The sequence below is a fragment of the Brevundimonas sp. genome (assembly GCF_030656255.1).
Classification (GTDB): domain Bacteria; phylum Pseudomonadota; class Alphaproteobacteria; order Caulobacterales; family Caulobacteraceae; genus Brevundimonas.
Genome location: NZ_JAUSOE010000109.1, coordinates 1 through 22358 on the forward strand (window position 1 = coordinate 1; position 22358 = coordinate 22358).

At 67.0% G+C, this 22358-nt stretch carries 22 protein-coding genes; 15 read left to right on the forward strand and 7 right to left on the reverse strand.

The features are described from left to right. From Q7J26_RS11270 to Q7J26_RS11290, 5 genes are all read left to right on the forward strand, one after another. A partial coding sequence (locus Q7J26_RS11270; RefSeq protein WP_304936539.1) for a glycosyltransferase occupies positions 1 to 729 on the forward strand: 729 nt, incomplete at its 5' end. 40 nt (positions 730 to 769) lie between these two features. Beyond that, positions 770 to 2269 (forward strand): phosphomannomutase/phosphoglucomutase, encoded by a 1500-nt coding sequence (locus Q7J26_RS11275; protein ID WP_304936540.1) that lies wholly within the window; start codon positions 770 to 772, stop codon positions 2267 to 2269. Positions 2270 to 2339: 70 nt separating this feature from the next. Beyond that, complete coding sequence (locus tag Q7J26_RS11280; RefSeq protein WP_304936541.1) at positions 2340 to 2603, forward strand: hypothetical protein; 264 nt, start codon at positions 2340 to 2342, stop codon at positions 2601 to 2603. After that, positions 2600 to 3343 (forward strand): Crp/Fnr family transcriptional regulator, encoded by a 744-nt coding sequence (locus Q7J26_RS11285; protein WP_304936542.1) that lies wholly within the window; start codon positions 2600 to 2602, stop codon positions 3341 to 3343. Before Q7J26_RS11280 ends, Q7J26_RS11285 begins: the two co-directional genes overlap by 4 nt. A 52-nt stretch (positions 3344 to 3395) precedes the next feature. Next, positions 3396 to 4064: a Crp/Fnr family transcriptional regulator gene (locus Q7J26_RS11290; RefSeq protein WP_304936543.1), complete on the forward strand. Its 669-nt coding sequence runs from the start codon at positions 3396 to 3398 to the stop codon at positions 4062 to 4064. On the opposite strand, the gene glmS is transcribed toward Q7J26_RS11290, so the two are convergent. Beyond that, positions 4025 to 5839 carry a glutamine--fructose-6-phosphate transaminase (isomerizing) gene (glmS, locus tag Q7J26_RS11295; protein WP_304936544.1) on the reverse strand — a complete coding sequence of 605 codons (1815 nt, stop codon included), beginning with the start codon at positions 5837 to 5839 and terminating at the stop codon, positions 4025 to 4027. The two genes, Q7J26_RS11290 and glmS, sit on opposite strands and share 40 nt — an antisense overlap. A 162-nt stretch (positions 5840 to 6001) precedes the next feature. Here glmS and glmM point away from each other — a divergent pair, with 162 nt between their 5' ends. Further along, positions 6002 to 7351 (forward strand): phosphoglucosamine mutase, encoded by a 1350-nt coding sequence (gene glmM / locus Q7J26_RS11300; RefSeq protein WP_304936545.1) that lies wholly within the window; start codon positions 6002 to 6004, stop codon positions 7349 to 7351. A 125-nt stretch (positions 7352 to 7476) separates the two neighbouring features. Then, positions 7477 to 9312 (forward strand): DUF885 family protein, encoded by a 1836-nt coding sequence (locus tag Q7J26_RS11305; protein WP_304936546.1) that lies wholly within the window; start codon positions 7477 to 7479, stop codon positions 9310 to 9312. On the opposite strand, the gene Q7J26_RS11310 is transcribed toward Q7J26_RS11305, so the two are convergent. The 4 genes from Q7J26_RS11310 to Q7J26_RS11325 are packed head-to-tail and all read right to left on the reverse strand — an operon-like array spanning position 9309 to position 11707. Next, positions 9309 to 10217, reverse strand: coding sequence for an NAD(P)/FAD-dependent oxidoreductase (locus tag Q7J26_RS11310; RefSeq protein WP_304936547.1), 909 nt, complete (start codon positions 10215 to 10217; stop codon positions 9309 to 9311). The two genes, Q7J26_RS11305 and Q7J26_RS11310, sit on opposite strands and share 4 nt — an antisense overlap. Further along, positions 10214 to 11368 (reverse strand): DUF1176 domain-containing protein, encoded by a 1155-nt coding sequence (locus tag Q7J26_RS11315; protein ID WP_304936548.1) that lies wholly within the window; start codon positions 11366 to 11368, stop codon positions 10214 to 10216. The genes Q7J26_RS11310 and Q7J26_RS11315 overlap by 4 nt, the downstream gene beginning before the upstream one ends. Beyond that, positions 11365 to 11577 carry a DUF2945 domain-containing protein gene (locus Q7J26_RS11320; protein WP_304936549.1) on the reverse strand — a complete coding sequence of 71 codons (213 nt, stop codon included), beginning with the start codon at positions 11575 to 11577 and terminating at the stop codon, positions 11365 to 11367. Before Q7J26_RS11320 ends, Q7J26_RS11315 begins: the two co-directional genes overlap by 4 nt. After that, positions 11558 to 11707 (reverse strand): hypothetical protein, encoded by a 150-nt coding sequence (locus Q7J26_RS11325; RefSeq protein WP_304936550.1) that lies wholly within the window; start codon positions 11705 to 11707, stop codon positions 11558 to 11560. The genes Q7J26_RS11320 and Q7J26_RS11325 overlap by 20 nt, the downstream gene beginning before the upstream one ends. A gap of 172 nt (positions 11708 to 11879) precedes the next feature. On the opposite strand from Q7J26_RS11325, the gene Q7J26_RS11330 reads away from it, so the two are divergent. The 3 genes from Q7J26_RS11330 (at position 11880) to Q7J26_RS11340 (ending at position 14555) form a co-directional block, all read left to right on the forward strand. Then, positions 11880 to 13100 carry an NADP-dependent isocitrate dehydrogenase gene (locus Q7J26_RS11330; protein ID WP_304936551.1) on the forward strand — a complete coding sequence of 407 codons (1221 nt, stop codon included), beginning with the start codon at positions 11880 to 11882 and terminating at the stop codon, positions 13098 to 13100. Positions 13101 to 13348: 248 nt separating this feature from the next. Then, a complete protein-coding gene (locus tag Q7J26_RS11335; protein WP_304936552.1) occupies positions 13349 to 13954 on the forward strand; it encodes a DUF2939 domain-containing protein in 606 nt (201 codons plus the stop codon). A gap of 46 nt (positions 13955 to 14000) precedes the next feature. Then, entirely contained in the window at positions 14001 to 14555 is a 555-nt protein-coding gene (locus Q7J26_RS11340) for a DUF2939 domain-containing protein (protein ID WP_304936553.1), read from the forward strand. A gap of 12 nt (positions 14556 to 14567) precedes the next feature. Here the strand turns inward: Q7J26_RS11340 and alaS are convergent, their stop codons facing one another. Beyond that, positions 14568 to 17216: an alanine--tRNA ligase gene (alaS, locus tag Q7J26_RS11345; protein WP_304936554.1), complete on the reverse strand. Its 2649-nt coding sequence runs from the start codon at positions 17214 to 17216 to the stop codon at positions 14568 to 14570. Between the two features lie 234 nt (positions 17217 to 17450). Between alaS and Q7J26_RS11350 the strand changes: the two genes are divergently transcribed. Continuing rightward, positions 17451 to 17879, forward strand: coding sequence for a VOC family protein (locus Q7J26_RS11350; RefSeq protein WP_304936555.1), 429 nt, complete (start codon positions 17451 to 17453; stop codon positions 17877 to 17879). Positions 17880 to 18062: 183 nt separating this feature from the next. Here the strand turns inward: Q7J26_RS11350 and Q7J26_RS11355 are convergent, their stop codons facing one another. Further along, the gene (locus tag Q7J26_RS11355; RefSeq protein ID WP_304936556.1) at positions 18063 to 18941 is read right to left on the reverse strand and encodes a pirin family protein; all 879 of its coding nucleotides are present in this window, start codon (positions 18939 to 18941) and stop codon (positions 18063 to 18065) included. 261 nt (positions 18942 to 19202) lie between these two features. On the opposite strand from Q7J26_RS11355, the gene sdhC reads away from it, so the two are divergent. The 4 genes from sdhC to Q7J26_RS11375 form a co-directional block, all read left to right on the forward strand. After that, the gene (gene sdhC / locus Q7J26_RS11360; protein WP_304936557.1) at positions 19203 to 19667 is read left to right on the forward strand and encodes a succinate dehydrogenase, cytochrome b556 subunit; all 465 of its coding nucleotides are present in this window, start codon (positions 19203 to 19205) and stop codon (positions 19665 to 19667) included. Continuing rightward, a complete protein-coding gene (gene sdhD, locus Q7J26_RS11365) occupies positions 19664 to 20068 on the forward strand; it encodes a succinate dehydrogenase, hydrophobic membrane anchor protein (protein ID WP_304936558.1) in 405 nt (134 codons plus the stop codon). Before sdhC ends, sdhD begins: the two co-directional genes overlap by 4 nt. A 7-nt stretch (positions 20069 to 20075) precedes the next feature. Further along, the gene (gene sdhA, locus Q7J26_RS11370) at positions 20076 to 21860 is read left to right on the forward strand and encodes a succinate dehydrogenase flavoprotein subunit (protein ID WP_304936559.1); all 1785 of its coding nucleotides are present in this window, start codon (positions 20076 to 20078) and stop codon (positions 21858 to 21860) included. 1 nt (position 21861) lies between these two features. Then, positions 21862 to 22358: 2Fe-2S iron-sulfur cluster-binding protein (locus Q7J26_RS11375; RefSeq protein ID WP_304936560.1), on the forward strand; the 497-nt coding region annotated here is incomplete at its 3' end.

Genomic DNA, 22358 nt, shown 5'->3' on the forward strand with positions numbered 1-22358 from the left:
CAGGTCGGCTACGCCTATATGAAATGGTTCCACAAGCCGTCGGGCCGATTGATGGTGGCGACCCCGACCCTGCGCGACGAGCTGGTCGAACATGGATTCAAGAATGTGTCCCCCTGGTCGCGCGGCGTGGATACGGATGTCTTCAACCCCGACCTAGAACGCATCTACGACGAGCTTGGGGGCGAGGACTGGCCCCGGCCCTTCTTCCTGAATGTGGGCCGTGTGGCGGTCGAGAAGAACATCGAATCCTTCCTTCAGCTCGACCTGCCCGGCACCAAGATCGTCGTCGGCGACGGACCGGCCCGCGCCGAGCTGCAGGAGAAATATCCCGAGGCCAAGTTCCTGGGCGCCCGGTTCGGCGACGAACTGGCCCGCTGTTTCCGGGACGCCGACGTCTTCGTGTTCCCCAGCTGGACCGACACCTTCGGCTTGGTAATCCTGGAAGCCATGGCCGCCGGCACGCCGGTCGCCGCCTATCCGGCCCATGGCCCGATCGACATCATCCCGGGCTCGAACGCCGGGGCGATCGACAAGGACCTCAAGACCGCCTGCCTGAAATGCCTTGAACTCGACCGCAAGGTCGTTCGTGCCTATGCGGAGAAGTTCAGCTGGCGCGCCTCGGCCGATCAGTTCGTCGAGAACCTTCAGCCCTATCCCGAACCGGAGCGCGGCCGTTTCTGGCGCCGCCTCCGCCGTATCGCCCGCATTCGCAAGCGCGCCGCAGCCTGATCGGCCGGCATTCCAACCGACCCAACCAAGGACTAAAACCATGCTTAAGCCCCGTCAGGACCTGAAGCCGAACACGGCTGCTTACGAAACCCAGGCGCTCGTTAAGCCCACCGGTTTCCGCGAATATGACGCGCGGTGGATCCTGGAAAAAGAGATCAACCTCCTCGGCATCCAGGCCCTGGGCCTCGGCCTGGCGACCTATGTCCACGAAATCGGCGTGCCGCCAAAGATCGTCACCGGCCATGATTTTCGCGGCTATAGCCTCAGCGTCAAACAGGCCCTGATCCTGGGCCTGCTGGAAGGCGGGATGGAGGTTCTGGACGTGGGTCTGGCCCTGTCGCCCATGGCCTATTTCGGCCAGTTCGAACTGGACGCGCCCTGCGTCGCCATGGTCACCGCCAGCCATAACGAGAACGGCTGGACCGGCGTGAAGATGGGCGCGAACAAGCCCCTGACCTTCGGCCCCGAGGAAATGAGCCGGCTGAAAGAGATCGTGCTGAACGGCGAGGGCGTGGCCCGGTCGGGCGGCAAGCTGGTTCGGGTCGAAGACTTCCGCGAGACCTATGTCGCCGACGTCGCCTCCAAGGTTCAGATCAAACGCCCGCTGAAGGTGGTCTGCGCCTGCGGCAACGGCACGGCCGGCGCCTTCGCCCCCGACGCTTTGCGCCGCATGGGCGTCGAGGTGATCGAGATGGATACCGACCTCGACTACACCTTCCCCAAATACAATCCGAACCCCGAAGACCACGCCATGCTGGTGCAGATGGCCCGGCGGGTGCGCGAGACGGGCGCCGACCTGGCCCTGGGCTTCGACGGCGACGGGGACCGCTGCGGCGTGGTGGACGACACGGGCGAGGAGATCTTCGCCGACAAGATCGGCCTGATGCTGGCCCGCGACCTGTCCAAGGTCTATCCGGACAGCACCTTCGTCGTCGATGTGAAGTCGACCGGCCTCTACAAGACCGACGAGATCCTCAAGGCCAATGGCGCGGAGGTCGTCTACTGGAAGACGGGCCACTCCTACATCAAGCGCAAGACCGCCGAACTGGGCGCCCTGGCCGGTTTCGAGAAGTCGGGCCACTTCTTCATGGCTGGCGATCTGGGCCACGGCTACGACGACGGTCTGGTCGCGGCCGGCGCCGTCCTGGCCATGCTGGATCGCAATCCGGGCAAGAAGCTCAGCGAACTGAAAGCTGCCCTGCCCGACGCCTGGACCAGTCTGACCATGTCGCCCCACTGCGACGACGAGTTGAAGTACGGCGTGCTGGAGCGGATCGTGAAGGAATATTCCGATCTGGCCGCGTCCGGCGGCCAAATCCTGGGTCGCAAGATCCTTGAGGCTATCACCGTCAACGGCGTGCGGGTGCATCTGGAGGACGGATCCTGGGTCCTGGTCCGCGCCTCGTCGAACAAGCCGGAGCTGGTGGTGGTGGTCGAAAGCATGCGGTCGGAAGACGACATGCGCGATCTCTTCCGCAAGGAGATCAAACCCCGCCTTGCCGCCTATCCGGAAATCGGCGCCTTTAACCAGGAAATCTGAAAGATCACAGAGGGCTGAACCAATCGGCCCGGTGACCGCTTCCTCCCTCGGCTGCTGCCAGGAGGAAAGATTGCCGCGCTACTTTTTCCATACCCAGAACGGCGACTGCATCCGCGACGACCAGGGCGAGGAGCTGAAGAGCGTCGATGCCGCCAGAGAGGAAGCCGTCGCCGTTCTGGGCGAAATCCTGCGTTATCGTGGAGCCTCCTTCTGGACGACCGGCGCCTTCAGCGTCATCGTCACAGATGCTGAGGGCCAGACGGTCGTCAGCGTCACCGCAGCCGCTTCCGACGATGCGCCTGACGGGTGGAGCCTGATGGACAGCGCCCAATGAGCAGACTTCAAGCCACGCCCAAGATCACGACCCTGGTCGAGAAACTGTCTCTGCGAGACCGCATCTCTCCTGAAGAGATCGAGGCCCTGCAGAAGGCGCTGGAACCGCCCAAGACAGTCGCCGCTGGGTCGGACATCGTCCGCGAACATACCCGACCGCTGCACAGCACGCTTCTGATCTCCGGCTTTTCCGCCCGCTATTCGACGCTGGAAGATGGCGCGCGTCAGATCACCGAGATCAATGTAGCCGGTGACTTCATCGATCTGCACAGCCTGTTGATGAAACAGATGGATCATGGGGTCGTCGCCCTGACGGAGTGCGTCGTCGCCGAAGCCCCGCATAGCGGACTGATCGGCATCACCGAGCGCCATCCTCATCTGGGTCGGCTGCTATGGCTGGACACCATCATAGATGCGGCCATCCACCGACAATGGCTGGTCGCCATGGGTCGGCGCAGCGGTCTGGGTCATCTGGCCCATCTGGTATGCGAGCTCTATCTGCGTCTTCAGGCCGTCGGCCAGACCGGCGACCTGACCTTCGATCTGCCCCTGACGCAAGCCGTTCTGGGCGACGCGCTGGGCCTGTCGACGGTCCATGTCAGCCGTCTGATCTCGGAACTGCGCGGCGAGGGTGTGATCCACTGGTCGGGCGGTCGGATCGACATCCTCGACTGGCGCCGTCTGGCCGAGATCGCCGAGTTCGATCCGACCTATCTGAGGCTTCAGAGCGACCCCGTCTGACCCCTTAACGCATGTTATCGCGTAAAACGCCGTTTGGCGGTCTAGACGATGCATGTCCACGTCGAACCTCGCGCGATCCCTGCTGTCTCTGCTGGCTGTGCAGGGCTTGGACGAAGGCGACGCCTTCGACGCCGTGCCAGGCCAGCGCACCAGCCTGACACGCGACGGCGAACCGCTGGTGACCTTCATTCTCGACGGCGTCGCCGCACGCATCGGACCCGATGAGACACTGTCGCGCGGCCTAGCCTCAAGCGACGATCTGATCAACTTCGATGCGGTGCTGGGGCGGGGCGAAAAGGAAGTCGCCCTGTGGCTGACGGCGGGACGGTTCCTGACGGTGCCGGCGCGACGGCTGGTCCAGCGCATCGATCGCGACACCTTGGTCGAGGCGACCCTGACCGACCTGCGTCAACGCAACGCCGCCCTTCAGGCCGAACTGGGGCGTCACGCCGACCTCAAGGTGACCCAACGCTTAGCCGCCTTGATCCTTGACGTTCACGACCAGGGCGGCGGCGACACGGTGTCCCTGCGCCAGAGCGACCTGGCGGACCTGATGGCGGTGCGGCGCGCCAGCGTCTCGACCGCCTGCACCGAACTGTGTGCCGCCGGCGCGCTGCGCCTGCGACGCGGCGCGATCCAGATCGCCGACGTGGAGGCCCTGCGCGAGACGGCGGCCACGCCTCACTCCACCGTGACGGACTTGGCCAGGTTGCGGGGCTGATCAACGTCGGTGCCCTTCTGGACGGCAGTGTAATAGGCCAGCAGCTGGACCGGCACCGCATAGACCAGGGGCGCGATCAGGGGGTGGCAGTCGGGGGCGTGGATGCGGCGGATGCCGACGCCGTGAAGATCCGGGGCCGTTTCGGGCGTGATCATGATGACCGGGCCGCCGCGGGCGGCGACTTCCTGCAGGTTCGACGCCGTCTTTTCGAACACTTCGTCCAGCGGGGCCAGGGCGATGGTCGGGGTTTCCTCGTCGATCAGGGCGATGGGACCGTGCTTCAGCTCGCCTGCGGCATAGCCCTCGGCGTGAATGTAGCTGATCTCCTTCAGCTTCAGCGCCCCTTCCATGGCCAGGGGGAACATGGCGCCCCGGCCCAGGAACAGGACGTCGTCGGCCTTAGCCAGATCCTGAACCACGGCGCGGATGCTGTCGCCCATGGTCAGCGCCTCGGCGATCAGGCGTGGGCTTTCGAACAGGGCCTTGACCAGTTCGGCCTCTTGGGCCGCGCCGATCCGGCCGCGCGCCACACCCGCTGCGACGGCCAGGGCCAAGAGAGCGGCGACCTGGGCGGTGAAGGCCTTGGTCGAGGCGACGCCGATTTCCGGGCCGGCATGGGTGGGCCACAGCACGGCGGCCTCGCGCGCCATGGACGAGGAATGGACGTTGACGACGGCGGCGGTGTTCAAACCTTGCGCCTTGCACCAGGTCAGGCTGGCCAGGGTGTCGGCGGTTTCGCCCGACTGGCTGACAGCGACCGCCAGGGTCTTTTGCGACACCGCCGGCGAGCGATAGCGGAACTCGGAGGCGATCTCGACGTCGCAGGGCAGGCCCGCCAGCTTCTCGAAGGCGTAGCGGCCGATCTGACCGGCGTAGAAGGCGGTGCCGCAGGCGACGATCTGGATGCGGTCGATGGCGGCGAAATCGACGGTATTGGTCTTGGCCGTGCCCGTCACCAGGTCGAGATATTCCGACAGGGTATGCTGGACGCTGTCGGGCTGTTCATGGATCTCCTTTTCCATGAAGTGGCGATATTCGCCTTTCTCGACCATGGCCGATGAGGCCGAGACCTGGACCACCGCACGATCGACCGGCTTTCCGGTCACGTCGAACATCTGGGCGCCGGCCTTGGTCACGGCGACGTAATCGCCCTCTTCCAGATAGGAAATCTTCTGCGTGAACGGACCAACGGCCAAAGCGTCCGAGCCCAGATACATCTCGTCCTCGCCCCAGCCGACCACCAGGGGGCTGCCGCGGCGTGCGCCCAAGATCAGGTCGTCCGTCCCGTCGATCAGCACCGCCAGGGCATAGGCGCCGGTCAGGCGGTCCAGGGTGACCTTGAATGCCTCAAGGGGAGCACGTCCGGTGTTCAGTTCGGCGTCCAGCAGGTGGGCGATGACCTCGGTGTCGGTCTGGCTTTCGAAGACATGGCCCTCGGCGGCCAGCTCGGCCTTCAGTTCGGCGAAGTTCTCGATGATGCCGTTGTGGACCAGGGTGACGCGCCCGGCCTTGTGCGGGTGGGCATTGGCGGTCGTGGGCGCGCCGTGGGTGGCCCAACGGGTATGGCCGATGCCGACCGTCGCCGTCATCGGCTCCTCGGCCAGAACGGCTTCCAGATTGCGGATCTTGCCCTGGGCCCGGCGACGCTCGACCGCGCCATCGACCACGGCGGCGACGCCGGCCGAGTCATAGCCGCGGTATTCCAGCCGCTTCAGGCTGTCGATCAGCCGGGGAACGACAGGTCCGTTGCCGGTGACGCCGATGATGCCGCACATAAGCGAAGGCTCCGAGAGGTCAGGGAAAGGGGCGCCGCTTTGCACTGGCGGCGATCCGGGGCTAAGCCACACATCAAGCCCCACCGGCCGTCTATGCAATCTTAAGGCGGGCCGCATTAAAAAAGGGGTTTCGGAACGTTACCCGAAACAAAGGACCAGGCCTTGGGCGACAGAAAATACTTCGGAACCGACGGCATTCGCGGGCGCGCCAACACCTATCCGATGACGGCCGAGGTCGCGCTGCGTGTCGGTCTGGCCGCCGGCAAGCTGTTCCGCACCGGGGATGACCGGCGCCATCTGGTGGTGATCGGCAAGGACACCCGGCTGTCCGGTTATACGATCGAGCCGGCCCTGGTCGCCGGTTTCGCCTCGGTGGGCATGGACGTGCGAACCTTTGGGCCGGTGCCGACGCCGGGCGTGGCCATGCTGACCCGGTCTATGCGCGCCGACCTGGGGGTGATGATTTCGGCCTCGCACAACGACTATGCCGACAACGGGATCAAGCTGTTCGGGCCGGACGGCTACAAGCTGTCGGACGAGATCGAGCTGAAGATCGAGGCCCTGATGGACGACGGCCTGGACCAGGGCCTGGCGCCCTCGAACAAGCTGGGCCGGGTCAAGCGGATCGACGACGCCCAGGCGCGCTATATCGAGATCGCCAAACAGGCCTTCCCCAAGCGGCTGAGCCTGCAAGGGCTGCGGATCGCCGTCGATTGCGCCAATGGCGCCGGCTACAAGGTCGCGCCCACCACCCTGTTCGAACTGGGGGCCGAAGTCTTCCCCGTGGGGGTCACCCCCAACGGAACCAATATCAACGCCGAATGCGGCTCGACCCACCCGGCCACCCTGGTCGAGGCGGTCAAACGCTACCGCGCCGACATCGGCATCGCCCTGGATGGCGACGCCGACCGGCTGATCATCTGCGACGAAAAGGGCCAGGTGGTGGACGGGGACCAGATCATGGCCCTGGTCGGGCTGGACTGGGCGAAACGCGGCCTGCTGACCGGGGGCGGCGTTGTGGCCACCGTCATGTCCAACCTGGGGCTGGAACGGAAGCTCAAGTCGGAAGGCCTGACGCTGGAGCGGACCAAGGTCGGCGACCGCTATGTGATGGAGCGGATGCGCGAAGGCGGCTTCAACATCGGCGGCGAACAGTCGGGCCACATCATCCTGCACGATCACGCCACCACCGGCGACGGCCTGATGGCGGCCTTGCAAGTGCTGGCCGTGCTGGTCGAGTCCGGCAAGCCGATGAGTGAACTGGCCCGTCAGTTCGATCCCGTGCCTCAGCGGCTGGAGAATGTCCGCTACACCGCCGGCAAGCCGCTGGAGAGCGACACGGTCAAGACGGCCATCGCCGAGGCCGAGGCGAGCCTGAACGGCCAGGGGCGTCTGCTGGTCCGCCCGTCGGGCACCGAGAAGCTGATCCGCGTCATGGCGGAAGGCGATGACGCCGCCCTGGTCAAACGGGTGGTGTCCGAGGTTTCGGCGGCGGTGAAGGCGGCGGGATAATCTTCATCTCCCCGTTCGCCTACGCGAACGGGGAGATGAGCTGGGATCGAGCCTGTCCGCGATTTCACTTGCGGGGCGAAGCGAGCGGCGCTCCATTGCGGCCCACATATTCGCAGGGGCTTTCCATGATCGACCGTCGTCGCCTTCTTCTGTCCGCCGCAGCCGGGGCGGGCCTGGCCGCCGCAGGGGGACAGGCCTTTGCTGGCGCCGCTCCGGCCGGCGATGCGGCGGCGGCCAAGGCCGCCCTGGCCGGCTTCATGGACCAGGCCTTCGAACAGACCCTGGATTTGAGCCCTGAGGCCGTCACCGCCTTCGGTCTGGACAAGGGCCCGCGCGCCGCCGCCAAGTCCCAGCTGACCGCCCCGACTCTGGAGAACGAGGAGAAGTTCCGCGCCTTCACCAAGGCCCAGCGCGCCGCGCTGAGCGCCATGGACCGCACGTCCATGGACGCCCAGGACGGCATCTATTACGACACCATCGCCGACAATCTGGACGGGGTGATCGCCACCTTCGCCATCCCCTATGGCCAGGGCGGCTGGCCCAACCCCTATCGGGTCAGCCAGCAGGGCGGGGCGTATCAGTCGACGCCCGACTTCCTGGCCAACCAGCACACGATCGAGACCGCCGCCGACGCCGACGCCTATGTGGCCCGCGTCAACGCCTTCGCCGACGTGCTGAGCGCCGAGACGGACCGTCTGCGCGAAGACTACGCCCTGGGTGTGATCCCGCCGGACTTCATCCTGGCCAAGGCCATCGCCCAGCAGGAAGGCATATTGGCCACGACCGCCGCCGCCTCGCCCCTGGTCGCCTCCGTGGCGGATCGGACGCGCGCCCAGGGGTTGACCGGCGACTGGGGCGCCCAGGTCGAGACCCTGCTGGCGCAGCGGGTCTATCCCGCCTTGTCGGCCCAGAACGCCCTGCTGAAGGCCGCCCTGCCCCGCGCCGGCCATGAGGCTTCGGTTCGCCGCCTGCCCCAGGGCCAGCAGTATTACGCCAACAGCCTGCGCTACATCACCACGACCCGCCTGACCGCCGACGAGATTCACCGCACCGGCCGCGCCCAGATGGCCGAACTGACCGCCCGCGCCGACGGCCTGCTGAAGGCGCAGGGCCTGACGCAAGGATCGGTGGCCGAACGGATCCGCGCCCTGGGTCAGGATCCGAAATACGTCTATCCCAACACTGATGCGGGCAAGGCCGAACTGATCGAGAAGCTGAACGAGCAGATGGCCGACATGCAGGCCCGCCTGCCCGGCGCCTTCGGCCGCCTGCCCAAGGCCTCGGTCCAGATCAAGCGCGTCCCGCCCGAGATCGAGGCCGGCGCCCCGATGGGCTATTACAACTCGCCCAGCCTGGATGGCAGCCGGCCGGGCATCTACTGGATCAATCTGAAGGACACGGCGGAATGGCCGTCCTGGACCCTGCCGACCCTGACCTATCACGAGGCGACGCCTGGCCACCACTTGCAGATCAGCCTGCAGCAGGAGAGCGCGGCGGCCCCCAAGCTGATGAACCTGCTGGGCTTCTCAAGCTATGTCGAGGGCTGGGGCCTGTACGCCGAACAGCTGGCCGACGAACTGGGCGCCTATGAGAATGATCCGGTCGGCCAGATCGGCTATGTCCAGTCGCTGATGTTCCGCGCCGCCCGTCTGGTGGTGGACACCGGCATCCATTCCAAGGGCTGGAGCCGCGAACAGGGCATCCAGTACATGATGGAGGCCTATGGCGATCAGGAAGGCGCGGCCGTATCCGAGGTCGAACGCTATTGCGGCTGGCCGGGCCAGGCCTGCGCCTACAAGGTCGGTCACAACGAATGGGTCCGTCTGCGCGAAAAGGCCAAGACCAGCCTGGGCGAAAAGTTCGACCTGAAGGGCTTCCACGACACGGCCCTGGCCACCGGCGGCGTGCCCCTGTCGGTGCTGGAGCGGATCGTGGACGGCTGGGTGGCGACCCAGGCCTAGTCGGCCACCGTCTGGCCGTCGGCCTTTCGCAGGCGGTTGTGCATGTCGGTGGCGGCGACGGCGGCCTCGGCCGTGGCGACGGCGATCTGGTTCAGGCCGCGCACCACGTCGCCGGCGGCGTAGAGACCAGCCACGCTGGTGGCCTGATGCAGATCGACCTCCAGCCGGCCGTCGTCCGCCAGCCGGGCGCCCAGACCTTGCGCCAGTTCCGCATTGGGCGATGTGCCCAGGGCCGAGTAGACGAGGTCGAAGGCCCGGCTCTGGCCGCCATAGCTCAGGGCCGTCACCCGGTCCTGTTCGATATCGATGGAGTCCAGCGGGGCCAGGACCAGTTCGACGCCCAGCCGGTCCAGTTCCTCGCGACGGGTCAGGGCCTCTGGCGGGCCGATGTGGATCAGGGTCACACGGTCGGAATAGGTGCGCATGAAGGCGGCCTCGCGCGCGCCCTTGTCGCTGTGGCCGATGACGGCGACCGCCTTGCCCGTGGCCTCATAACCGTCGCAGATCGGACAGACCCGGACCAGCGAGCGTTGCACGGCCTGTTCCACCCCCGGCAGGTCGGGGTGATGATCGACCACCCCGGTCGCCAGCAACACGGCGCGGGCGCGGATTTCGCGCCCGTCCACCAGGGCCACGAAACCCTCGCCGTCGCGGCTCAGGGTCTGGACCCGGCCGGGGAGGATGACGGCGCCATATTCCTCGGCCTGTTCGCGCATCCGCTTCAGGATGTCGCCGCCGCCGATCCCGGCGGGAAAGCCCGGCATATTATGGCTGACGGGGATCCAGGCGGCGCGCGGGTCGCCGGCGTCCACGACCAGGGTCCGACGACGGAACCGACCCAGATAGGTCGCCGCCGTCAGACCCGCAGGCCCCGCGCCGATGATCAGGACTTCGGGATCGGTCACCGGGTGCGCCAGGCGACGGGCCACATATCGGAGGGAACGCCCGCACATTCGCCCATCGACCGTTCTTCGGTCAGGGCGAACCGGTCGCCGGTCCAGGCCCAGGTCTGGAGCGTGCCGCAGTCGCCGATGCCCCGCCCCTTGGCGAAGGCGGACAGGGCGCGGGTCTTCGGGTCATAGGCGCCGTTGACGGTGGCGTTGTCCGCCCAGGCGGGGTCAGACCCCAGGCCGCCGGTTCCGACCAGGGCGACGGGACGCGGGTCGCGACCGCCCGGACCGGTCAGATACCAGTTGTGGGTCAGGTTATAGGCCCCGGCGCCGCAGGGTACGGCCCACAGCTCGGTCCGGGCGTCCAGCCGTGCGGACATCACCATGTCGCTGACGGCGGGCATGCCGGATTCCTTCAGGCAGTTGCCGACCTCGGTGCGGGTGCGCAGGGCGGCGGGCACGGTCTGGCCTTGGTCGCCGAAGCCCGCCTGATCAATCGCCGGCGCGACCGTCACCGTGGGCAGGGGCGGCGCGACAGGCACAGCGGAGGCCGGGCGGTCGCCACGGCGGATCAGGGCGGTGGTCGTGCCCAGCCGGCCCTGTTTCTCATCGATCCAGAGCAGGGCGGCCGCCGCCCCGTTCAGCGACACCGCCTGGGTGGAGGCGCCGCGAACCGCCATGGCCTTGCCCTGGGCCATGGCGTCGATGACAGGACCGACGTCGTTGCGGATCAGGCCGATCGGGGCCTGGCTGTCGCCGTCGTCGCTGAGGGTCGCCGCAAAGGTCCGGCCGTCGATGGTCAACCCGATCTGGCGCGAGGCGGGCGCGTCGCCGTCGGGCCAGTAGCCGAAGCTGACCTCGGGCCTGGCGTCGGGTCCGGGCTGAAGCGCGATACGAACCCAGCCCGCCGCGAACTCGGGCGCGAAGCCGAAGGCCCAGCAGCTTCCGTCATTACCGCATGTGACGCGCCAATCCTTGAACTGGCGTGTTTCGCTGCGGGTCTGCAGTACGGGCGCCGGGGCGGCGGCAGGCGGCGTTGAAGAGGCTGGGGCCTGGGGCGAAACCGCCTTCGGAGCGGCGTCCTTGTCTCCGCAGCCCGCGACGGCGAGCGCAGACGCCGCCAGCGCCGAAAGGGCGACGCCCCGCAACAGGTCGATGGTCTTCATGCCGTTTTGAGCTCCGCAGGTTTGTGCGCCGCGCGGGCGCCGGTCTTTGCACGCTCGACGATATACTCCGGATTGTCGGACGAGGCCGCCGCCTTGTGACCTTTGATGTCGGTTTTGGAGGTGATCGTCTTGGCCGCCTTGCCGGTCGTTGCGCCCTGACTGTGGTTCCATTTCACCCGGTCGCCGGCGTCAAACCTCTTGTCGGGCATGGAGCGACTCGCTGAAGACGGCTTCGTGTTCAGCGATCAGGGTCTGCATCAGTTCCACATCGATGATCGGGGGCGTTTCGCAAAAGACGGTGATCCACCGCTCCACCCAGGCCTGCTCTTCGTTGGTCATCGGCTGTCCGTCATCCGCTGTGGGCGACATAAGACGCAAGCGCCGGTTAGGTTCACGGCAATCCTGCCTTTTACGCAGGGGCCCGACCCCGGGCGGGGTTTGCGCGGACGCCCAGCCCCGCTATATCCCCGCCACGATATTCATTCCCCAAAGTCAGAGGCGGACCTCACGCATGGCCAAGATCAAGGTCGAAAACCCCATCGTCGACATCGACGGCGACGAAATGACCCGCATCATCTGGCAGATGATCAAGGACAAGCTGGTCTTCCCGTTCCTGGATCTCGAGCTGGACTATTACGACCTGAGCATGGAGCACCGCGACGCCACCGACGACCAGGTGACGATCGACGCCGCCCACGCGATCCAGAAGCACGGCGTCGGCGTCAAGTGCGCCACCATCACCCCGGACGAGGCCCGGGTGAAGGAGTTCGGCCTGAAGAAGATGTGGAAGTCGCCCAACGGCACCATCCGCAACATCCTGGGCGGCGTGGTCTTCCGCGAGCCGATCATCTGCTCCAACGTGCCGCGCCTGGTGCCCGGCTGGACCCAGCCCATCGTCGTCGGCCGCCACGCCTTCGGCGACCAGTACAAGGCCACCGACTTCCTGATGCCCGGACCGGGCACCCTGACGATCAAGTTCGTCGGTGACGATGGCGAAGTGATTGAGCACGAGGTCTACAAGGCCCCCGGCGCCGGCGTGGCCATGGCCATGTACAATCAGGACGACTCGATCCGCGAATTCGCCCGCGCCTCGCTCTCCTACGGCCTGCAACGCGGCTACCCGGTCTATCTGTCGACCAAGAACACGATCCTGAAGGCCTATGACGGCCGCTTCAAGGATCTGTTCCAGGAAGTGTTCGACGCCGAATTCGCCGAGGACTTCAAGGCCAAGGGCCTGACCTACGAACACCGTCTGATCGACGACATGGTCGCGGCTGCGATCAAGTGGTCGGGCGGCTTCGTCTGGGCGTGCAAGAACTATGACGGCGACGTCCAGTCGGACGTGGTGGCCCAGGGCTTCGGCTCGCTGGGTCTGATGACCTCGGTCCTGATGACGCCGGACGGCAAGGTGCTGGAGACCGAGGCCGCCCACGGCACCGTCACCCGTCACTATCGCCAGCACCAGAAGGGCGAGGCCACCTCGACCAACTCGATCGCCTCGATCTTCGCCTGGACCCGCGGCTTCAAGCACCGCGCCAAGCTGGACGACAACGCGGCCCTGGCCACGTTCGCCGACACCCTGGAGAAGATCGTCGTCGACACCGTCGAAAGCGGCCATATGACGAAGGACCTGGCGCTGCTGGTCGGCGACCAACAGGGCTGGCTGACCACCGAGGGCTTCCTCGACAAGGTCGCCGAGAACCTGAAGACCGCCCTGCCCGACGTGGGCTGAGGATAAGGGGGCGCCCGAAACGTCGCGAGGCGTCCGGCCCCCTCCACCACTACGTGGTCCCCCTCCCCCGATGGGGGAGGAATGGTCCTCAAGCAGCGCAAAGCGCGGTAGGACGAACAAAAGTCCTCAAGTAGCGCGAAGCGCGATAGGACAAACAAGAATGAGCCCCGCCGGAACGATCCGGCGGGGCTTTTCATTGCGTCGCCGCGGAGGCCGTGCATGATCGGTTTCAGCTTGGGGGAGGCTTCGTGAAACGGCTGTTCGGCAATCTGTTGATCCTGGCGGTCGTGGTCGCGGCCGTGGCCTTTTTCGTCGCGCCGGCGGTGGGCTTCTTCGCCATCCGGTCCGCCGCCGAGGCGGGCGACGTGCAGGGCCTGTCGCGATTGATCGATTTCACGGCCGTGCGGCAGTCGCTGCGGCCGCAGCTGAGCGGTAGGGCCCAGGCCCTGGCGCCCCCGCCCTCCTTCCTGGAAGATCCCATCGGCGCCATGCGGCGCCAGATGGAGCGGAACCCGGTCCTGAACGGGCCGGACGTGGACGCCTATCTGACTCCGGCCGCCCTGGCGGCCCTGACGCGCGGCGAGGGCCGGTACGCCAGCCAGAGGTCCAGCGCGACCGCGACCGCCGTTTCGGACGATGCGCCCAAACCCTGGCCCAAGCCGATCTTCTGGGGCGTGAACCGGGCGCGGATGGCGGTGGCGGACCAGGGCGGATCGCGCACCATCTTCACCTTCGAACGTCGCGGCCCGTTCGAATGGATCCTGGTCCAGATCGGCCTGCCGGACGGCGCGGCGCCGGCCGTGGCCGCGCCTGTCGCTGCGGTTCCCGGCAAGACGGTCGCCGCCCCGCGCTGAGGCAACCGGCCGGCCAGAGTCCGCGTTGAGTGAGGATGGAGTTCCTATGCTGAAGAAGATCGTCGTGGGGCTGCTGGCCGCCGTGGTCGCAGGCCTGCTGATCGCCTGTTTCGCCTCGCCCTTCGTGGCGGCCCAGGAGCTGATCCGGGCGGCGCGCACCGGGGATGCGGCGGGACTGGAGCGCCGCGTCGATTTTCCCGCCTTCCGCGCCAGTCTGAAGAGCGAGCTGAACGCCCGGGCCGCCCTGGAAATCCGCCACCGGGCCGGGGGCGACACGGGTCTGGCCGCCCTGGGCATGCTGCTGGCGCCGTCGCTGGTGGACGGGGCCGTCGATAATTTCGTCACCCCCCAGGCCGTCGCCGCCATGGTGCGGTCGGGCGAAAAGCCTCGGCCGGAGCGGCCCGTGCCCGCAACGGACACCCCGGCCGCGCCCAAGGCCGAAATCCATCAGTCTTGGGCCTATCGCGGGTTCGACCGTTTCGCCGTCACCCTGACGCGCGACGACAAGCCCGACGACGCCCTGGTGCTGATCCTGGAGCGTCGGGGGATGTTCGACTGGAAACTGGCCGGCGTGGACCTGACGCCGGATCCGATGGGGTGACGAAAGTCTGGGTCAGCCCGCCAGGGCCGCCCGCACCGCCGCCAGACCGTCTTCGGCCTTGGATCCATCCGGGGCGCCGCCCTGGGCGAAGTCGGGTTTGCCGCCGGCGCCCTGGCCGCCCATGGCGATGACGGCGGCGCGGGCCAGGTCGGCGGCGTTGACGCGGTCCGTCAGGTCCGAAGTGACGGCGACGGTGACGGCGGCCTTGCCTTCGGTGACGCCGATCAGGGCGACGACGCCGGTTCCGACCTGTTTCCTGAAGTCCTCGGCCACGCCGCGCAGACCCTTGCCGTCCACGCCGTCCAGAACGCGGGCCATCAGCTTGACGCCGTTGATTTCCTCCGGCGCGGACGCGGCGCCGGAGCCGCCGCCCAGGGCCAGCTGCTTCTTCAGCTCGGCGACCTGTTTCTCCAGCGTCTTGACCGAACCCTGCAGGGCCTCGACCCGGCCGGGGACGTCCTGGGTCTGGATCTTGAAGTCGCGGGCCAGGCCGCGCGTCACCTTGGCCTGGGCTTCCAGATAGAGGCGGGCCGCCTCGCCGGTCAGGGCCTCGATACGGCGGACGCCGGCGGCGACGCCGGTTTCCTGGATCACCTTGAACAGGCCGATGTCGCCGGTGCGGGCCACATGGGTGCCGCCGCACAGTTCGACCGAATAGGGGGCGTTGTCGCTGACCAGCGAGCGGCCGAGCGTCAGGACGCGGACCTCGTCGCCGTATTTCTCGCCGAACAGGGCGATGGCGCCGGCCTCGATGGCCTCCTGCGGGGCCATCAGCTTGGTCTCCGCCGGGACGTTCTGACGGATGACGGCGTTGACCTCGGCCTCGATGGCCGCCAGCTCGTCCTCGGTCACGGGGGCGCCGTGGCTGAAGTCGAAGCGCGCGCGCTCGGAATCGACCAGCTGGCCCTTCTGGGCGACCGCCGGGCCGAGCACATTCTTCAGGGCCGTGTGCAGCAGGTGGGCGGCCGAGTGGTTGGCGCGGGTGGTGGTGCGCTTGTCGGCGTCCACCAGCTGGGCGACGCGGGCGCCGATCTCAAGCGTCCCGGCCGTGATCTGGGCCGACAGGACGTGCAGGTCGCCGGCGTGTTTCTTGACGTCCAGCACCTCGGCCTCGCCGCCCGGCCATTCCAGCGTGCCCTGGTCGCCGGTCTGGCCGCCGCTTTCGGCGTAGAAGGGGGTGGCGTCGAACAGGATTTCGACGATGTCGCCGGCCTCGGCCGTCTCGACGGGGGCGCCGCCGTTCATCAGGGCCAGGACCTCGCCCGAACCCTCGATGTTGTCATAGCCGTTGAAGACGGTCGGACCCATGCGGTCGCGGATCGCCAGCCATTCATTGGTGTTGGCGGTCTGGCCCGAGCCCTTCCAGTGTTCGCGCGAACGCTGGCGCTGTTCGGCCATGGCGGATTCGAAACCGTCGACATTGACCGAGAAGCCGCGACGACGGGCCTCGTCCTGGGTCAGGTCCAGCGGGAAGCCGTAGGTGTCGGACAGGGTGAAGGCCGTCTGGCCGTCCAGCATGTCGCCGGGCTTGAAGCCCTGAACCGCCGTGTCGAACAGGGCCATGCCCCGCCCCAGGGTGGTGCGGAAGCGGACCTCTTCCTGTTTCAGCGTGTCCTCGATGAAGGGCTGGGCGCGGGCCAGTTCGGGATAGGCGTCGCCCATCTGGGCCACCAGGGTCGGGACCAGGCGGTGCATCAGCGGGTCGGCGGCGCCCAGCAGGTGGGCGTGGCGCATGGCGCGGCGCATGATCCGGCGCAGCACATAGCCCCGGCCCTCGTTCGACGGGGTGACGCCGTCGGCGATGAGGAAGGAGGAGGAGCGTAGGTGGTCGGCGATGACCCGATGGCTGGCGGCGCGCTCGCCGTCCGACTTGGTCGAGGTGGCGTCTTCCGACGCGGCGATCAGGGTCTTGAACAGGTCGGTCTCGAACACCGAATGCACGCCCTGAAGCACGGTGGTCATCCGCTCCAGCCCCATGCCGGTGTCCACGCTCGGCTTGGGAAGGCTGCGAACGATCTGGTCGTTCTCCTTCTCGAACTGCATGAAGACGTTGTTCCAGATCTCGACGTAGCGATCACCGTCCTCGTCCGGCGAGCCGGGAGGGCCGCCGGGGATCTTGTCGCCGTGGTCCCAGAAGATCTCGGTGCAGGGGCCGCAGGGACCGCTGTCGCCCATGGCCCAGAAATTGTCAGAGCCGGCGATGCGGATGATCTTGTCGTCGCCGAAGCCCGTGACCTTCTTCCAGATCGCGGCGGCCTCGTCGTCATCGATATAGACCGTGACCAGCAGGCGTTTGGCGTCCAGGCCGAACTCCTGTGTGACCAGTTTCCACGCCCGGTCGATGGCGTGTTCCTTGAAATAGTCGCCGAAGGAGAAGTTCCCCAGCATCTCGAAGAAGGTCAGGTGGCGGGCGGTGTAGCCGACATTGTCCAGGTCGTTGTGCTTGCCCCCGGCGCGGACGCATTTCTGCGAGCTGGTCGCGCGCGGATAGGGCGGCTTGGACGCGCCGGTGAAATAGTCCTTGAACGGCACCATGCCCGCGTTGACGAACAGCAGGGACGGATCGTTCTGCGGCACCAGCGGCGCCGAGTGCACCTTCTCGTGGCCGTCGGCCGCGAAGAAGTTCAGATAGGTGGCGCGGATCTCGTTCAGGCTGGGCATTTGGGCGTGTCTTCGGCTCGGTCGTCGCAAGGAACCGGCGTCATATAGGGTTTTGTCGGGGAACGCATCATCTGGTCCCGCCCCGCGCCCGTCGCGGTCGAGCCGGGGGAATGATCGCTTTGCGAAAGATCAAGGCGATCCTTGCGGGGAGCCCCATTCTGCGGCGTCACACATGTCGGTTCGAAACTCGGATTTCGAGCTTTTCGCGACGCCAGGGAAACAGGACAGACGACCATGGGAACGACACAACTGCATCGGGGTCGGCTCATAGACCACATCCAGCTGGTCGTCCGTGATCTCGCGCTTAGTCGGAAATTCTACACGGCTGTTCTGAACGTGCTGGAGATCCCCGTCATCGATACGGCCGACGGCTATTTCTGGGCCGATGAACTCGTCGTGTCCTCGCCGGAAAGCGCGGAGAGCCGGGGCGTCCTGACGGGTCGGCACCACCTGGCCTTTCAAGCCAAGGACCGAGCGACGGTCGATGCCTTCTATCGGGCGGCGCTGGCCCATGGCGCACGCGACAACGGCGCGCCGGGCGAGCGGGCCTATCATCCGGGCTACTACGCCGCTTTCGTGCTCGATCCCGACGGCAACAACATCGAAGCTGTGCACCATGGCGAGGCGCGGCGTAGCGCGCCGTCGGTGGCGATCGATTTCTAAGGGTTCCGGGAGGCCGACGGGTCCACCTGCGTTAACGCCAAGGTCCGATTTCAGGGCTGACGCCGTTTCGCAAACCGACCCCGAGCGGGCCTACGGATCGACACCTTTTCGGCTGTGGAACCCCTCCCAGCCGGTGGGTTCAGGATGCTCCATCGACAGCAGTTCAAAGCGTAAGGGTGCGCCTCACACCTGCGGCGGCGGGCCGAACTTGCCGGACTGGTAGTCCTGGATGGCCTGGATGATTTCTTCGCGGGTGGTCATGACGAAGGGGCCGTGGCTGAAGACCGGCTCGTTGATCGGTTCGGCGTGGCCCAGCAGGACGACGGCGTCGGTCTTGTCTGTGCTTTGGGCCGTGATCTCGACCGTGTCGCCGTCGCCCAGGGCGGCGAGGTTCCATTCGGGCACGGGGGTTCCGGCGACGGAGACCTGGCCCTTGATCGCATAGAAGAAGACATTGCGGCCCGGGGCGACCGGGGCCTCGAACCGGGCGCCGGCGGGCAGGCGGACGACGGCCAGATGGATGTCGATCAGCGACTGGATCGGCGCCTTGACGCCCAGCCACTCGCCGGACACCGGCTCGACCGAGACGCCGCCCTCGGTGGTGACGGTCGGGATGTCGGCGGCCTGGAGCCCCACATAGTCGGGCTTGGTCATCTTCAGCCGGGACGGCAGGTTCACCCACAGCTGCAGGATCTCCATCGGCCCGCCGTCGCGCTTGAAATCGGCCGGCGACAGTTCGGCGTGGATCAGGCCCGAGCCGGCGGTCATCCACTGAATCCCGCCCGCCTTGATGATGCTCTCGCCGCCGCCGGAGTCGTTGTGGGCCAGTTCGCCGTCCAGGATAAAGGTGACGGTCTCGAATCCCCGGTGCGGGTGCGGGCCGAAGGGCAGGCCGGCGTTGCCCGGCGCATAGGTCTGGGGCCCGTGGTGGTTCAGGAACAGGAAGGGATCGACCTGGTCCAGGCCGGGTCCCGGCACCGGCCGGCGCGTCGTCAGATCGCCGATGTCGTCGCGGTGGGCCGGATGCAGGCGAAGGACGGGGCGGGGCGTGATCTCGGTCATGGGGTCCATATAGGGCCGCGCGTGATTTTCGGCGAGCGCGGCGCGGCGATCCAAAAGCCGCGCCGCCGCGTAGAAGCTGCGTCTCAGGCGGAGCGTGGATCGATCATGCCTTGAATATCGGGATCCCGACACGGATCGGGCTAAGCGACGCTAGAATCCGCTAAGTGATCAACGGTCCGTTGACACCGTCCCTCTAGGGTCACAAAAGCCTTCGCAACCGCACACGGCGATTGAATTCATTCGCTTTTGAGAACCATTCGCATGACCCAGCCCAGCCCGACCTCGGGTGGCGCCGCTAGCGACCGGACCGGTCGTTTCGTCACCCAGCCCAACGGTCACGTCACGCCGCTGTCGCCCCACATGGGCATCTGGCGTTGGCACGTCACCATGGCGGCCTCGATCCTGTTCCGCGCCACCATCATCGCCGCCACCGTCGGCGCCCTGATCGTCGTGGCCTGGCTGGGCGCCCTGGCCTTTGGACCGGACGCCTATGCGACCGCCCTGGCGGCAGCCGGGTCGCCGCTGGGTTTGTTCGTCGGCTTCGGTCTGACGGTCGTGCTGTTCTCCTTCATCCTGAACGGAGCGCGCCACACCATCAACGACACGGGCAACGGCCTGACCATCAAGTCGTCCACGACCTTGTCGACCATCGCGGTCTGGGCGCCGGTTCCGCTGGCGATCCTGTTCTGGGTCGTCCTGTTCGCCGTCGGGAGGGTTTCGCTGTGAGCGGCGTCGCCAAGTTCAAGAACAACGTCAAGATTTCCGAGCGCCACGGCGGCGGCGAATGGCTGACCGAGCGGGTGCTTCTGGTCGCCCTGCTGCCGCTGGGTCTGTGGGTCGCCTCGACCGCCTTCACCCTGGCGGGCGCCGGCTATGACGCCGTGCAGGACTGGTTCGCCAACCGGCTGAACGCCGGCCTGCTGGCGCTGACGGCCGTGGTCTTCTTCGGCTACGTCAGCGTGGCCTGGAAGGTGATCCTCGAGGACTATGTGCCCCAGCCGGGGACGCGCAAGGCGCTGGTCGCTCTGCTGAACCTGGTCTTCCTCGTGCTGGCGGCCGCCAGCGTCTTCTTCATCGTGCGGATGGCGCTGGGTTCGGCGCCCCTGCCCGCTGGTTTCGGAGCCTGATTAGCTGATGGCCGCTTACGAACTGATCGATCACGAATACGACGTCGTCGTCGTCGGCGCCGGGGGCTCCGGCCTTCGCGCCGCCCTCGGCGCCGCCCAGCAGGGGCTGAAGGTCGCCTGCGTGACCAAGGTCTTCCCTACACGGAGCCACACCGTCGCGGCCCAGGGCGGCATCTCCGCCTCGCTGGGCAATATGGGCGAGGACAGCTGGCAGTGGCACATGTACGACACCGTCAAGGGGTCGGACTGGCTGGGCGACCAGGACTCGATCGAATATCTGGTCCGTAACGCGCCCAAGGCCGTGTACGAGCTGGAACACTGGGGCGTGCCCTTCAGCCGCACCGACGAAGGCAAGATCTATCAGCGCGCCTTCGGCGGCATGACCCGCAACTTCGGTGAAGGCCCGGTGCAGCGCACCTGCGCCGCCGCCGACCGCACCGGCCACGCCATCCTGCACACCCTGTACGGCCAGTCGGTGCGTCGGGAAGTGAAGTTCTTCGTCGAATATTTCGCGCTGGACCTGATCATGCAGGACGGGACCTGCACCGGCGTGACGGCGCTTCAGCTCGATAACGGCCAGCTGCACCAGTTCCGCGCCAAAATGGTGGTTCTGGCCACCGGCGGCTACGGCCGCGCCTACTTCTCGGCCACCAGCGCCCACACCTGCACCGGCGACGGCAACGCCATGGTGCTGCGCGCCGGCCTGCCGCTGCAGGACATGGAGTTCGTCCAGTTCCACCCGACCGGCATCTATGGCGCCGGCTGCCTGATCACCGAGGGCGCGCGCGGCGAGGGCGGTTATCTGACCAACTCGGAAGGCGAGCGCTTTATGGAGCGCTATGCGCCGACCGTGAAGGACCTGGCGCCGCGCGACATGGTCAGCCGGTCCATGACCATCGAGATCCGTGAAGGCCGGGGCGTGGGTCCGAACAAGGACCACATCTTCCTGCACCTGGATCACCTGGATCCCAAGATCCTGCACCAGCGCCTGCCGGGCATTTCCGAGAGCGCCAAGATCTTCGCCGGCGTGGACGTGACCAAGGCCCCGATCCCTGTCCTGCCGACCGTCCACTACAATATGGGCGGCATCCCGACCAACTATCACGGCGAAGTCCTGACGCTGCGCGACGGCAATCCCGACAGCGTGGTGCCCGGCCTGATGGCTGTGGGCGAGGCGGCCTGCGTCTCGGTTCACGGCGCCAACCGTCTGGGCTCCAACTCCCTGACCGACCTGGTGGTGTTCGGCCGCGCCGTCGGCCTGCGCTGCGGCGAGGTGGTGGACAAGGCCTCGGCCGTGCCGTCCGCCTCCAAGACCCAGACCGACGCCCACCTGGCCCGCCTGGACCGCTTCCGCTTCGCCGACGGCTCGACCCCGACCGCCGAGCTGCGCCTGTCGATGCAACGCGCCATGCAGGCCGACGCGGCGGTGTTCCGCACGGGCGAGACCCTACAACAGGGCACCGACAAGCTGCGGGCCATCGATGCGGCCGGCGCCGACATCAAGACCACGGATCGCGGCCTGATCTGGAACACGGATCTGATGGAGACGCTGGAGTACGACAACCTGATCGCCCAGGCCGTCGTCACCATCGAGAGCGGGCTGAACCGCACGGAATCGCGCGGCGCCCACGCCCGCGAGGACTATCCCGACCGGGACGACGCCAACTGGATGAAACACACCCTGGCGTGGAAGCGTCCGGGCGAACAGGTCCAGATCGATTATCGTCCGGTCCACAACTACACCATGTCCGACGACATCGCGTATATCGAACCGAAGGCGCGGGTTTACTAAGATGGTCCAGCTCACTCTCCCCCGCGGCTCCAAGCCCACCAAAGGCAAGGTCCACAAGGCCGCGCCCGGCTCCAAGGACGTCCGCACCTACAAGGTCTATCGTTACGACCCCGAGGTCGACGCCGACCCGCGCTGGGACACGTTCGAGGTGCCCACGGGCGACCACGGCCCGATGCTGCTGGACGCCCTGATCCACATCAAGAACGAGATCGACCCGACGCTGTCGTTCCGGCGCTCGTGCCGTGAAGGCATCTGCGGCTCCTGCTCGATGAACATCGACGGGCGCAACACCCTGGCCTGCACCAAGGGCTGGGACGAGTGCCAGTCGCACAACATCACCATCGCCCCCCTGCCGCACCAGCCGGTGATCAAGGACCTGGTGACGGACCTGAGCCTGTTCTACGCCCAGTACGACTCGATCCAGCCCTATCTCCAGTCGGACGAGCCCGACCCGGAGCAGGAACGGCTCCAGACCCCGGCCGAGCGCGAAAAGCTGGA